Origin of the sequence: Nostoc mirabile CHAB5784 (genome assembly GCF_020829645.1) — a bacterium.
Taxonomy (GTDB): domain Bacteria; phylum Cyanobacteriota; class Cyanobacteriia; order Cyanobacteriales; family Nostocaceae; genus Nostoc; species Nostoc mirabile.
Window position 1 is genome coordinate 14,826 of the sequence record NZ_JAIVFS010000019.1, and the last position, 13,674, is coordinate 28,499.

The 13,674-nt window shown below is 42.7% G+C and carries 11 protein-coding genes; 7 read left to right on the top strand and 4 right to left on the bottom strand.

Annotation, left to right across the window (positions count from 1 at the left end; translation table 11 throughout):
* Positions 1-430: 430 nt before the first annotated feature.
* From LC653_RS14675 to LC653_RS14705, 7 genes are all read left to right on the top strand, one after another.
* Complete coding sequence (locus LC653_RS14675) at positions 431-1,582, top strand: HrcA family transcriptional regulator (protein WP_229495166.1); 1,152 nt, start codon at positions 431-433, stop codon at positions 1,580-1,582.
* 843 nt (positions 1,583-2,425) lie between these two features.
* Positions 2,426-2,887, top strand: a complete 462-nt coding sequence (locus LC653_RS14680) for a hypothetical protein (RefSeq protein WP_229495167.1) — start codon at positions 2,426-2,428, stop codon at positions 2,885-2,887.
* A 42-nt stretch (positions 2,888-2,929) separates the two neighbouring features.
* Positions 2,930-3,391, top strand: coding sequence for a hypothetical protein (locus tag LC653_RS14685; RefSeq protein WP_229495168.1), 462 nt, complete (start codon positions 2,930-2,932; stop codon positions 3,389-3,391).
* A gap of 27 nt (positions 3,392-3,418) precedes the next feature.
* The gene (locus LC653_RS14690; RefSeq protein WP_229495169.1) at positions 3,419-6,028 is read left to right on the top strand and encodes an Ig-like domain-containing protein; all 2,610 of its coding nucleotides are present in this window, start codon (positions 3,419-3,421) and stop codon (positions 6,026-6,028) included.
* A gap of 460 nt (positions 6,029-6,488) precedes the next feature.
* Positions 6,489-7,571 carry a photosystem II q(b) protein gene (gene psbA, locus LC653_RS14695; RefSeq protein WP_229495170.1) on the top strand — a complete coding sequence of 361 codons (1,083 nt, stop codon included), beginning with the start codon at positions 6,489-6,491 and terminating at the stop codon, positions 7,569-7,571.
* 468 nt (positions 7,572-8,039) lie between these two features.
* Positions 8,040-8,549 (top strand): hypothetical protein, encoded by a 510-nt coding sequence (locus tag LC653_RS14700; protein WP_229495171.1) that lies wholly within the window; start codon positions 8,040-8,042, stop codon positions 8,547-8,549.
* A gap of 48 nt (positions 8,550-8,597) precedes the next feature.
* Positions 8,598-9,485: a hypothetical protein gene (locus tag LC653_RS14705; RefSeq protein ID WP_229495172.1), complete on the top strand. Its 888-nt coding sequence runs from the start codon at positions 8,598-8,600 to the stop codon at positions 9,483-9,485.
* A gap of 41 nt (positions 9,486-9,526) precedes the next feature.
* Here LC653_RS14705 and LC653_RS14710 read toward each other — a convergent pair whose 3' ends face one another.
* The 4 genes from LC653_RS14710 to LC653_RS14725 all read right to left on the bottom strand — a co-directional run bounded on the left by LC653_RS14710 (position 9,527) and on the right by LC653_RS14725 (position 13,587).
* Entirely contained in the window at positions 9,527-10,246 is a 720-nt protein-coding gene (locus LC653_RS14710; protein WP_229495173.1) for a hypothetical protein, read from the bottom strand.
* 771 nt (positions 10,247-11,017) lie between these two features.
* Positions 11,018-11,329, bottom strand: a complete 312-nt coding sequence (gene rbp / locus LC653_RS14715) for an RNA-binding regulator (RefSeq protein ID WP_229490766.1) — start codon at positions 11,327-11,329, stop codon at positions 11,018-11,020.
* 396 nt (positions 11,330-11,725) lie between these two features.
* Positions 11,726-12,586, bottom strand: coding sequence for a 3'(2'),5'-bisphosphate nucleotidase CysQ family protein (locus tag LC653_RS14720; RefSeq protein ID WP_229495174.1), 861 nt, complete (start codon positions 12,584-12,586; stop codon positions 11,726-11,728).
* A 110-nt stretch (positions 12,587-12,696) separates the two neighbouring features.
* Positions 12,697-13,587, bottom strand: coding sequence for a sugar kinase (locus LC653_RS14725; RefSeq protein WP_229495175.1), 891 nt, complete (start codon positions 13,585-13,587; stop codon positions 12,697-12,699).
* Positions 13,588-13,674: the final 87 nt, after the last annotated feature.

The following is a 13,674-nucleotide window of genomic DNA, read 5'->3' on the forward strand; positions in this document are numbered from 1 at the left end:
TTAGATGGAAGTTATTCTTCCATCTAGCTTTTGCTATGCTAAAAATAGCAGTAAATAAACTTAGGGGCTTGCCAGGAAAGCTTGTAACTTTCTCCACTGGCTACATATTTACGAAACTTTTCGACCCTAATCTTAGCTGCGATCGCCGCAAAAATACGTATACAATAATACTTTTATAAATGTAGAATTATGCAAAAATAAGGCAGAAATGGATGTTGTAAATTCAAACTATCAGCTTTTGCTGCAAAAGCCTAGATTCTATTCAGAGCGCACTTCTAAACAGTGATGTACGTGAACCTTAATATTAATGAGCGCAATATAATTGTATAATTTGTTATCTTAATAAATTATTAATATTCTTTGTTTTCAATCAAATCCAGAAATTTTTCCAGACATTGATTAAAATTTGCCGCCAAGCATTACATACCCTATGGAAGTCCAGTTAACAAATCGACAACAGCATATACTTTGGGCAACGGTACGTCACTACATTGCTACGGCAGAGCCTGTTGGTTCAAAAGCTTTGGTAGAGGAGTACGACCTGGGTGTAAGTTCAGCCACAATTCGCAATGTGATGGGCGTTTTAGAAAAGTCTGGATTACTCTACCAACCACACGCCTCTGCCGGACGAGTGCCTTCAGACTCAGGCTATCGTCTTTATGTTGACCAGCTAATTACACCTTCTCTGCGACACGCGCGCGTGTCGCAGGCAGACGCTACGCGTAGCTTGCTTCCACAAAGTGGTACAGAAACTTTAGGACGAGAAGTAGAGGTGGCATTGCAAAAGCGCCTCCAGTCGGAAGATTGGAGTTTAGAAACCCTACTGCAAGGAGCCGCACAAATTTTAGCAACCTTAAATGGTTGCATTAGCTTGATTACTATGCCGCAAACTACCACAGCGCTATTGCGACATCTGCAATTAGTGCAAATTGAAGCGGGGCGGATCATGTTAATTGTTGTTACCGATAGTTATGAGACACATTCCAAGTTGATGGATTTGTCACCAATACCAGAGGAAACACAACGGGATTCAGAGGTAATCGATCGCGAGTTGCAGATAGTTTCTAACTTTTTGAATACCCACTTGCGGGGGCGAAGTCTGTTGGAATTAGCCAACCTCAACTGGAGCGAACTAGATCAGGAATTCCAACGCTACGGGGAATTCTTGAAAAATTCAGTTGCCGAATTGACTCGTCGCACTCATGCGCCGACTGCAACCCAAATTATGGTTCGGGGTGTGTCAGAAGTTTTGCGCCAGCCGGAATTTTCCCAGTTACAGCAAGTACAAACGATTATCCACCTACTGGAAGAAGAACAAGACCAACTATGGCGATTAATATTTGAGGAACCAGAGCTTGAGGATGTGGGTAAGTCAAAGGTAACAGTTCGCATTGGCGCAGAAAATCTTTTAGAACCGATACGCACCTGCACCTTGATTTCTTCCACCTATCGCCGAGGGTCAATACCAGTAGGAAGTGTGGGAGTTTTGGGGCCAACGCGTCTAGATTATGAAAGTGCGATCGCAGTAGTAGCATCTGCTGCTGATTACCTCTCAGAAGCTTTCAGTTATTTCAATCCCTAATAGAGACAACCTGCTACAGGTTTAGACAAAAGAACAATACCATAGCAGGTAGATAAGCCGAATTTATAGTGGCAAAATCAATAAGGGACTTCCAAAAAATAAATTATGCCATTATCAATAATGATAATCATTTTAAGGGTGTGGTGAAGGGGTTGCCGACGGCAGCCCCTTCACCACCCCCTTTTCTCTCCCCTAAAAATGATTATCATTCTTTAAAAATCCGGTCTCTTGTTTTTTTTTGGAATGATTTATTATTTGGAAGTCCCTAAATGGAAATTACACGATTGTGACTCTGTTGGCGAAATGCGATCGCTATCCTCAAAGCCTTGAAATGTCATGATTGCAGGTTGAGGGATTTATAATTGCAGGTCGCTACACTTACGCCGCGCTGTACTAGTAACTTGATGAATTGTTTATTATAAACGATCTTCAGTAATGTTCTCATTGACTGAATATTATTGTGTAAAAACTCTTAGGAATTAAATTAATTTTAAAGTTTCGCTGAACAGATTTAAAAATTGTAGACCAGAACCCAGCGAGATGTTACAAAAGATATTACGAGTTTTAAATGACTCGGATCAAGTAAGAGCTTGTCACGAAACAACCTTCCTTCTTTTTAGTTAGAAATGCTTTCTCAGTAAGCTTTTTAAGTGGTAAATTGTAAAAGTTGTTTCTTGACAGGCTCTAAGTAATAAAATTTAGCGATGTGATATTTTCAAATGGGTTTATACAGGTAGTAAATACGAGTCGTTTACATCGAGGAAAAATCAATCGCTAAAAAATTATATACATCGACCGAAAATAGTGAAAATAACTGAGGCTCACAAGCATTGAGGTCTGATATTGAAAAGGTTTTTATTTGTCGGTGGCGTGCTGCTAATTCTTTTTGTTTATTTTGGTTTAAACTATTCTGGCTTCTGTTTTGCAGAAAAACGTTACCTAAGTAACGAAGAAAAAATTAGAGGAGAATTTGATTACCAAAATAGCCGGGATACATTACCTCTGGACAACCCCCCAGATCCCAAGCACGTCTTGGATAAAAGCTTCGGTGGATATAATCTCGCTCACATCAAGTATAAAAGCTTCGATGAATATATAGCATTGTATCCAGAATGCTGTTCCGTCAATCCTGGCGGCGGTTATGAAGTTTCTCCTGAAAAATTCCTCGATCGCATTCTTGGATATAATTCGGGCGATGTTGTAGTTATTAATTTTCAAGTACGTTATTTAGATGAAAATGGTTCGCTCAAAACAGTAGAAAATCGCTTTGAAAACTACTCGCCCAACTGTGGTAAACCTCGATAATAATTCCCTCGGACATGAAACCAGAAGTATCGGAGAAAAATTATGGTTCAACTAAATAGAAACAACATCACAAATCAATATTTATACGGACAATTAACCACTCCAACAAATCTTGCAGATGAGAGTTTGATTCGCCCTAAAGATACTACTACAACGGTTGAAGTAGGTGTAGTAGAGTTTATGGCAACGGGTGCTGGCAGATTTGCTGTTGGAAGTCAGTTTACTCTAGTACAAAGATTTTTTGCTCCCTTTTTAACATCGCCAACAGTTCCTCCTGGTAGATATACCAAAGCAGAACTAGGAGTAATTACTGGATTGGATAAATTTAGTTGGGAGATGCAACAGTACAACTGGGAGGATGATATTGATGATTATTTTGATCGAGTTTGGGTATACAACTCGATGGAGTTTTCAATTTCTGAAGATGCAGTATTTATTGTTGAAGCTGATGGTAGTCAAAGAATAGAAAATTTTGCCGTTTTTCCTCGGCTAAATGTTAAATAAAATTTCGATTTAGAATCGGATGATGGCTTGACGGGAATAGCTAACTTAGTTGCCAAACCGTATGTAGATCCTTGGGGGATCGGTCGAAAAGTTAATATTAATTTCAGCGATCCCAATTTAATTCCTAGAACTACCTACACCTCACAAGATTATACTGACGACCTCAATAGAAACTTTGATTCGTTTCTTTCTAATCCAGAAGCAATAGCTAAAATTGCGTTGGGTCAGGATGATTTCGTAGATGGATTATTTGACGATGGTGTAACGAAATTTCTAGATGGGAATAAACCCATTATTTATGGATCTCCAGATGCCGATAATCTTATCGCCTCAAATATTGACTTTAGCAGCAATCCTTCACCACTTGGCCTCAATCAAGCTCCACTACTTGCTCCTTTTAGAGGCAACGGAATTGTCTTGATTGCTGGTAATGGAAATGATACCGTCAAAGGCTCAGATCGAGACGATCGAATACTTAGCGGCGAGGGTAACGATAACCTTGATGGCGGTCTTGGCGACGATATTTTCGTCGGTGGTGCTGGCAATGACACTATAGAAGGCGGTTCTTTTCTGTTCGGACTCTTTCAAGGAACGGATACTGCCGTTTACGGAGGCGCACTGTCCGAGTATGATATTGAATTTTTATCAGATGACTCAATTCGGATCTCGGATAAAGTCGCAGGTCGAGATGATTCTGATACGCTCAAGGGTGTTGACATTGCGAAATTTTCGGACAAATCGATCAACCTTGCGCCAGGGCAGGACATCGCCTTCGTCATAGACACAACTGGCAGCATGTTCGATGACATCGACGCGATCAAAGCCAGCGCCAGTAACATCATCGATGCGATCTTCGATAGCGAGCGTGGCTTTCTTAATTCTCGAATCGCTGTGGTCGGATACAACGATCCTGCAACAAATACTTTCCTTTCCTTCACCGATCAGCCAAAGATCGATGATCGAAAGACCGCAGCTCTCAACGCGATCAACAGCATCTCGGTCGGCGGTGGTGGCGACTTTCCCGAGGCGGTAAATGCCGGACTGATCCGCGCGCTCTCTGGTGGTGCCGGAGAGTGGCGAGAAGAAGCGGTCGCTCGGCGGATCATCCTGTTCGGCGACGCGCCGCCCAACGACACTGATCTTCGCGCACAGGTACTTGAGCTTGCATCCAATGTTGGAACTTCTTTCTCCAGCAACAGCCTCATGTCAATGTCGATCGCAGGCGATATCGAAACTAGTAGCGTCGCAAGCGGCCTCGCCGTGACGCGGTTCGCTGTGACGGCAATGGATACCGACGGCGCTCCAGTTACAATTCCGGTCGAAATCTTCACTGTTCTGATTGGCAACGACCCGACCACGACCGCCGATTTTGAAAGCCTCGCCGCTGCAACCGGCGGCAAGACTTTTAACGCGGCTAATGCTTCTGAGGTGGTCGATGCGCTGATCGCAGCCATTAAGACACCGATCAATACAACACCGATCAATAAAACCCCGATCGCCCAAGATGATACAGCAACCACCCAACAAAACACGGCAGTGAACCTACCTGTGTTAATCAATGACAGTGACTCAGATGGTGATGCCTTAGCCATCAAGAGCTTCACTCAGGGCAGTAATGGAATGGTTACTCTGAATGACAACGGTACATCCGGCGACACCACCGACGATTTCCTCGTTTATACCCCAGCTACCCAATCAGATCCCAGTATCGGGTTTATTGACAGCTTTAAATATACCCTCTCCGATGGAAACGGTGCAACATCCACCGCAGCGGTGACCGTCGCAGTCGGGAAAATCGAAAATGGCGGCAATGGCAACGATACCCTCACCGGCACTCCTGGCAACGACCGACTCTTGGGCGGCAATGGCAACGATATCCTTGAAGGTGGTTTAGGAGATGATTCCCTCGATGCTGGTCTTGGTGACGATACCCTCACAGACTTAGAAGGTAACAACACCTTCTATACAGGCGAAGATAATAACGTAGTTACCGCAGGTTCTGGAAATGATGTCATCTATGCAGGCTCCGGTCGTGACATTATTGACGCAGGCAATGGTAAAAACCAAATCTACGCCGTAGAAGGTAACAATCTGATTGGCACAGGTTCTGGTAACGATATCGTCTATGCAGGTTCCGGCAGCGACTGGATATTTACAGGTGCGAGAGATGATGTCATTTATGCTACAGAAGGTAACAACTTAATTGCAGCAGGCACTGGCGATAACTTAGTTTATAGTGGTAGCGGTCGTGATTTATTTGTTCTTGTCTCCGGTGCTGGTTCTACCACCATTGACCAATTCCAAAGCTACGATCACCTTGGTCTTATTGGTGGTTTGAGCTTCGATCAACTGTCCATCACCAAAAACCAGCAGGGCAATGAGTTCTCCACTCGTATCAGTATTGCCTCTACCGGAGATTTACTTGCCAGCCTCAAGTGGGTAGAAACTAGTTCCATCACCCGCAACTCATTTGTTGATTTAGAAAGCTTAGGAATATCACTACTAAATGGAGCCGCAAGTCGTAGCAACCTCGCTGGGTTGATGACTTCTGGTGTTGAAACAGGATTATCTGTTCCTTCAGTCCTTGATCTCCAGCAGCAGGCGATCGCCTCTGGTAGTCCTTTGAATCTTGCCTGAAAAATGATCTAAAAACCTAATCAATTAGTTGCGATTCCTTGAACAACTTATCAAAGATAGGCTGTTCAAGGAAGTTTTTTTCCATAGGGATGTGGGCATCACCGTGCCAATCCGGGAAAACAGTACGCTAGGGACTTCCAAATAATAAATCATTCCAAAAAAAAACAAGAGACCGGATTTTTAAAGAATGATAATCATTTTGAGGGGAGAGAAAAGGGGGTGGTGAAGGGGCTGCCGTCGGCAACCCCTTCACCACCCCCTTAAAATGATTATCATTATTGATAATGGCATAATTTATTTTTTGGAAGTCCCTGAGTTGGGATTTTCCACTTTGGGTGCGTAAATCCCAAGAGAAAATTTTTTCTCAAATTACTTTACAAAACGCAATAAATTCTTTAAGATGTGTAACAGGTAGTCAAACCTACCTAATTCATTCACAAATAACCGCATTTATAAAACAATGACAGCAACCTTACAACGTCGCGAAAGCGCCAACGTATGGGATCGATTCTGCGAGTGGATCACCAGCACCAACAACCGTATTTACATCGGTTGGTTCGGCTCCGTAATGATTCCCACCCTGCTAGCCGCCACCGCTTGCTTCGTAATCGCCTTCATCGCCGCACCTCCAGTAGACATCGATGGAATCCGTGAACCAGTTGCAGGTTCCTTAATCTACGGAAACAACATCATCTCCGGTGCAGTAGTACCTTCCTCCAACGCTATCGGCTTGCACTTCTACCCAATTTGGGAAGCAGCATCTCTTGATGAGTGGTTGTACAACGGTGGCCCTTACCAATTGGTAATATTCCACTTCCTGATTGGCGTATTCTGCTACCTGGGTCGTGAATGGGAACTATCTTACCGCTTAGGTATGCGTCCTTGGATTGCGATCGCATATTCTGCTCCAGTAGCAGCAGCAACCGCAGTATTCTTGGTATACCCCATCGGACAAGGTTCATTTAGCGATGGTATGCCTTTGGGAATAAGCGGAACCTTCAACTTCATGATTGTGTTCCAAGCAGAACACAATATCCTCATGCACCCCTTCCACCAATTAGGTGTAGCAGGTGTATTCGGGGGAAGTTTGTTCTCTGCAATGCACGGAAGTCTGGTAACAAGTTCACTAGTTCGTGAAACCACCGAAACCGAATCGCTTAACTACGGTTACAAATTCGGTCAAGAAGAAGAAACCTACAACATCGTTGCAGCCCACGGCTACTTCGGTCGTCTAATCTTCCAATACGCTTCTTTCAACAACAGCCGTTCACTGCACTTCTTCTTAGCAGCATGGCCTGTAATCGGAATCTGGTTCACCTCCTTGGGTGTAAGCACAATGGCGTTCAACTTGAACGGTTTCAACTTCAACCAATCAATCATTGATTCAAGCGGTCGCGTGATCAGCACTTGGGCTGATGTAATCAACCGGGCTAACCTGGGTATGGAAGTAATGCACGAGCGCAATGCTCACAACTTCCCCTTAGATTTGGCTGCTGGTGATGTTGCTCCTGTGGCTCTGAGCGCTCCTGCTATCAACGGTTAATCATAATCTGAGATACGCTATTCGCTATTATCTATAAGTAAAAGACGCTCTCCCGAAAGGGGGGGCGTTTTTGCATTGGATTAATTAGTACGTTTTTTTGAAGTGCAAAATGATGGGTGTTGCATCAAAACCAATACGCTTGGGTTAAGGCTAAAACCTTTTAGCAAAGTCAAGTTTTTATAACGTAGACGCTGCATCGGCTTGCCGCAGGCTACCACAGAGGCAATAGAGTTGCCAGTGCGCCCTTGCGGTTCCCCGACTTGTTCGCGCAGCGTCTCCCCTTGGGAGAAGCAACTGGCGCGGCACTGAGAGAAGAAATAAATGCTTAACTGAACTGTATTGGCATCAAAACTAGACCGCGATAGTTTAGAACTTAGGCAATAATTATCAAAAAGTAAATTTTACGGGTAATAATTGCTAGCAGCGCAGATAATTGCCTCAAAGTTAAAATATAAGGAGAAGCCAAGAATGATTTTACAACGTGGGCATAGAGTAGTAGCTGCTTTGTTGCTGTCAGTGGTATTACTGACAACAGCCTGTAATCCCAAGATACCTGGACGTTTTGACCAAGTGCAAAAGGAAAGCACTCAACAAAAACGCGGTCAAGCGGTGGCTAAGACCGCAACTCAGGGTAGCGAATTTAATAAACTTTTCCCAAAAGCTAGCGATGGCTACCAGGGCGTCTATACCCAAGAGAAAAAAGGTTTTGCCAATTTAAAGCTGAAAAAAGGCGGTAAAGAAGTCGCGTTGCTGTCTATTTCTGATACCACCAGTACACCTAGTGCAGCAGCAAAGTTCTCGAAGAGTACCAAAAAAATTGGTGGTTATCCCGCAGTAGAAGTTGGTAAGACGCAAACTGCAATTTTAGTAGGTAAATACCAAGTAAAAGCAATTTCTAGCAATCCCTCATTTACAGCTAGCGATCGCGCAGATTGGCTAGAGAAGTTTAATCTTAATGGTCTGGCTAAACTGAAATGATTTGCACTACGAATATTCAGATAACAAAACCTAAATAAGGAGATTTTTGTGAGCAAATCGATTTTTGAGTTGGTGGATCAATTACCAACTAGCGGCTTGACCATTTCTATGTTAAAGTCCCTTGATTTTGTTGCTCCTGGAGAGTGGCAAAATACTGTCGGTTTTGTCAACACCATTAAGACCGTTACTGGCGAAGACGACGAAGATTTAATTCAGCAAATTGGTGAACGAGCAATTTATCTATTCAACGACAAATCCCAAGGATATCAAACAGCCTTGTGGTTATATCAAACCGTTGATGGTACAGATAAAGCGCTTGGTGCAGCAGCTTTAGCTAACAAAGTTGGCGAGAAAATTCCTTTGTTGGGGTTTTTAAACTCTGTCACTCCCAAACCTGATAAAGCCCAAACCATCGATTTGACATTGAAATTAGTCGCTGAGTTAGTAGCCTTCTGTCAAATTAACGGCATCCCTGGAGACAGTATTGGCGATTTTGTCGCCTCTTTAGGTGAGTATAGTGGTGAGTCGCTCATCCGCATGGTGGCATTAGTTTGCGTTGATGGTTTGATACCCTTAGGCCCAGACTTCATCAGCAAAGCGATATCTGGGCTTAATCAAACAAATCCACAGGAATTAGAAAAAAACTCGACTTTCCAAAACATCAAAGATGTGATTCCAGGGAACAATGCTGGCAGTAAACTCAACTTTATCGGCGAAAGCTTTGACTCAGTTAAAGGTTGGATGAGTGGTATTGTCAACGCGAATAATTTAACGCCACAAAAGGTAGTTGGCAACTTACAAAATTTTGTCGATATTGCGGATGACAAGTTAGACTACCTCGCAGCGTTCCTGGATGTAGCAACGAATTATTATGAACACACCGGCACACAAACTCTAGCACGTCGCTTGATTGAACGGGCGGTGGCGGAGATTTAGGTTGATGGGGGCTGGGGACAATCCCCCATGCCCTATGCCAATTAGGGTAAACGTAAATCTGCTGCGATCGCATATAAGTAAGGTTGAAAAATAGCTAAGTTTTCCAATTTATCAAACTTACCTGTTTGCGAACCTGGGTCAAAGGCAGTGGTAATTACGTAAAGTTTATTGCCATCAAAGGCAACATGGCCGATATGTTGCTCTTCTACTCCACCTTTTTGCTTGAGTCCGGCGAACCCATAGCGGATTCCCTGAAGCTTACCAATGGGTACTGGTTGGGGTGGGTAGGCTAAGAAAGTAATCTCTTTTCCATATTCATCCTGACGGTCTTTGGCAAAAGCAGCGTAGTGATCTTCAACCCAAGCCTTGAGTGCTGTTAATATCTGGGTTTGGTATTTGGAACTTTGGTAGTCCACTTGGGAACCAGTTGGAATCCCGGCTGCTATGAGTTTCTTTTGGAAATCCTCGTTGTTTGCTAATGGGTAAACGTTAATCTCAACTGTACCCAAAAGTTCCTCTTTGGATGAAACACACAATAAAGACGCATTTCCATTACAAGCAGCAACTTGCCAGTTCGTTGAAACAGCAGCATTTCCCAGGATTTTCTGCCAGATATTTTCCTCATTAGCGTTAGGAAGTTTCGCAACAGCAGGGGATTTTACCACTTTGGGTGCAGAAAATTGGGGGAGAACAAATTTTGCTCCCAGAGGTATTAACACCAGCAAAATAGAACCTAATAATAAATGATAAAGTCGTAACATTTTCTTGAAAATCCAGAGCCAAGGATTGCAGACTAACGATATCTACAATACTTTATGGATAAGCTGTGACGCATTTAAGTTGTATATTTACTCGTGAGGGTTGTCATTAGTCATTTGTATTTCAAAGGACAGATGACCAATTGACAAAGGACAGTCTTAACGATTGCAATGTCTAATCTAGACGCGCATCAGCTTATACAGGAAGATACATTTATATTGCTGCAAGTTCCGCAAATGGAACTCAACAAACTATAGCGCTTCCAATACCGTTGGGTTAAAGAATTTCTTGTAGCAATTGCTTTAGACTTCTCTTTTTCTATCGGCGTCTCGAAGTGACGCTTTATCTTATACAGCAGATTTCAAGTTGGTGAGGTACAAAAGCTAAGTACAGTTTTGCGTAAAAGCGTAGCGTTTTTAATGCAGAGGAACGCATTGGCATTGTAAGGCGACGCATTAGCATTGTTAGCCGACACAATGCCATTGTAAGGCAACACATTGGCATTGTTAGGCGACACATTGGCATTGTCAGCCGACGCATTGCCATTGCAGAGGATTGCAAAATTTAATTTGCTACGAATTAATGAAATGCTGTACTAAGTCTGTTACCCAGGTATAAAGCGTGTTTTACTCCTGAATTCTGAATTCTGCTGTATCTTGAAAAATTCTTGCTTTAGAAACTTCCCAGTTAAATATGAAATATTCCAGCAGCATGGAGCCTTTGGCTTTGTCTGCTGGATACTTTAAATGTGAGTGAAATTTTTAGGAATCGACTTAGTAGCGATTATTAGTGCGACGGGGATTAGCGCCACCCCAGTTACCACGAGAGGAGTTGCTTCTTTCCTCACGAGGTTTAGCTTTGTTCACTTTCAAATCACGTCCCATCCACTCAGCACCATCAAGTGCATCAATGGCAGCTTGTTCTTGTGTGTCTGATTCCATTTCCACAAAAGCGAACCCACGCGGCCGGCCTGTTTCCCGATCTGTGGGTAGTTGAACACGACTTACTGTTCCGTATTCTGCAAAAGCCTGCTTTAGGTCCTCTTCTGTAACCTGATACGACAGGTTTCCGACGTAAATTGACATAGAAATCTCCGAATTCAGGGAGTGTAGATAGTTAAATTCGGAGAGACACTTTTTAGAAATCAAAACGAGTTACTCAACCGAAAATAATCTTTATATCCATGAGTCTATCACAAATTTCAGCCTTTGAATATCGTCTTATTGTGAATTTTATTCACAAATGAAACCTTTAGGATAGGTTTGTAGACTTCTCAATTGACTGGCTTTTGTTGCTTCTACTATAAAAGTTACACTTTTAACAGGAAATCGGAATCAACTAGCGATCGCCCTGCTATTTAGTGTTTTCAAAATTAAGCTGTGGACTAAGGGGTAAAGATTATTATTGGTATTCAGGCTAATCATATCATGACTAACTGTCTTAAAAGCAAATTAAAAAATATTTATTTTCAAATGCCCCATTTAGCTATGCTCGAACTGCTCTAAAATCCTTTCTGCTTCCTTACACAGTACCTCGTGATATTCGCCGTTACTAGCCAGCAAACCTCCCCATTGATTAATATCACCGATGTTATACTGCAACGGAGTGCCGTCAAAGTGGGTAAATTTACCACCGGCTTCTGTTAAAATCAGTTCTGGTGCTGCCATATCCCAATCTTTGGGCGCAGACTTGCCGGAAAGGGAAATGTAGATATCTGCCTGTTGCTCGACAATGGTGGCGATTTTGCAACCTACACTGCCCACAGATTTATGATTTTGACAAGGTAAGTTTTGTAATAAGTAATCTAAGCGTTGGTTGCGGTGAGAGCGACTAACGATTAAGGTTAAATCCTCAATTCGTTTGTGTGACGACACTTGTAAAGGAACAGAACCATCACGAGTTTCTACAAATGTACCCCCGCCTTTAATAGCGTAATATAACTTTTGAGCCTCTGGTACCACCACCACTGCCAACACTGGGCGTGTTTCCTTGACTAAAGCAATGTGAACTGCATAGTCTCCAGTTTTTTCGATAAAGTCTCGTGTGCCATCTAAAGGGTCAATTATCCATACCCAAGGGGCGGAAGGCTGTGCTACACCAGTTGGAGATTGATAGGTTTCTTCGCTGATATAAGCAAAATTTTCATTACCCAAAGTTGCTTGTAGCCTCTGCAAAATGTATTGACTCGCAGCTACATCGGCAACGGTAACAGGTTCATTTTGTTTATATTGTACTTCTAAATTAGGATCTTTTGCAGTCCCGTGATAATACGATCGCAGTATATCTGCTGCACCCCAACCTATCTCACGAGCGATCGCTAATATTTCTTGTAAGTCTTTCATTAATTTGACCTGAATTAAAAATATGTATAACGTAATTCGAGAGGTACAGCGATACTTAGTTTAACGAATTACGAATTACGAATTACGAATTACGAATTACGAATTACGAATTATTTTAAATCCATCCAGCGCCGAGTGCCAAAAAATTTACAGGAATCACCTGCAATATTAGCTGCCAGTGCCAGTGCATCGGTAAAGCTTTCTCTTAAAATGTAATGACAAAAAGCACCGTGGAAAATATCTCCAGCCCCTAATGTATCAATTGCTTGAATCGGTGGCACATCTACAATACCAGTTTTAGTGCAACTCAAGTATTCAATTGGTTTTTGTCCGTGGGTAATGGCGATGTGAGGAATGTCAAATCTGCCCAGATAGGTAAAAACGTCTTCTCCAGTCTGGCAGTTGGGGGGATAAAAATTAGCCGAACAGATGGCGTAATTTACAAACGGCAGAATTTGTTCAAATCCAGGCTTCCAACTCCCACCATCAATTACTATTCGGATATTCTTGAGTTTAGCCATTTGAGCTATGGAATAACTAACCGCCATTTGATGTCCATCAATCAGTACTATATTGACATTTTGCAAAATATCTGGCGGGATAGATGCGCTGTTGGCTTGAGTTTTGACAGCATTGATGGAAACTACAGCTCGTTCACCCGTGGCTTGGGTAACAATGATTGAGGAGACAGGCGGTGCTAAATCAGTGGTAGGCTCAAGGTCTGCGATCGCAACTTTGTAATTTGCCAAATCACCCCGAATTAGCTGCGTCATTGGGTGAGAACCCACTACACTCAAGACTGTAGCCTGATTTCCTAAATGGCTGAAAGTTACAGCCGCGTTTGTAGCTGGGCCCCCTGCTGCCACAGTATAGTCAGTAGCGACAATCTTCTGATTATTCTTAGGGGCATCAGCAAGGTAAATCAAATCTAAGGTTACTAAACCTACAAATAATCCACAATCCGATTTTGGATTTTGGATTTTGGATTTTAGATTATCCATTTGTCATATATTTTCGTATAGATGCATAAATTATTATTTTTAACTCTTGTACAGACGCGATTCATCGCGTCTCTCCTGTCTCTCCTG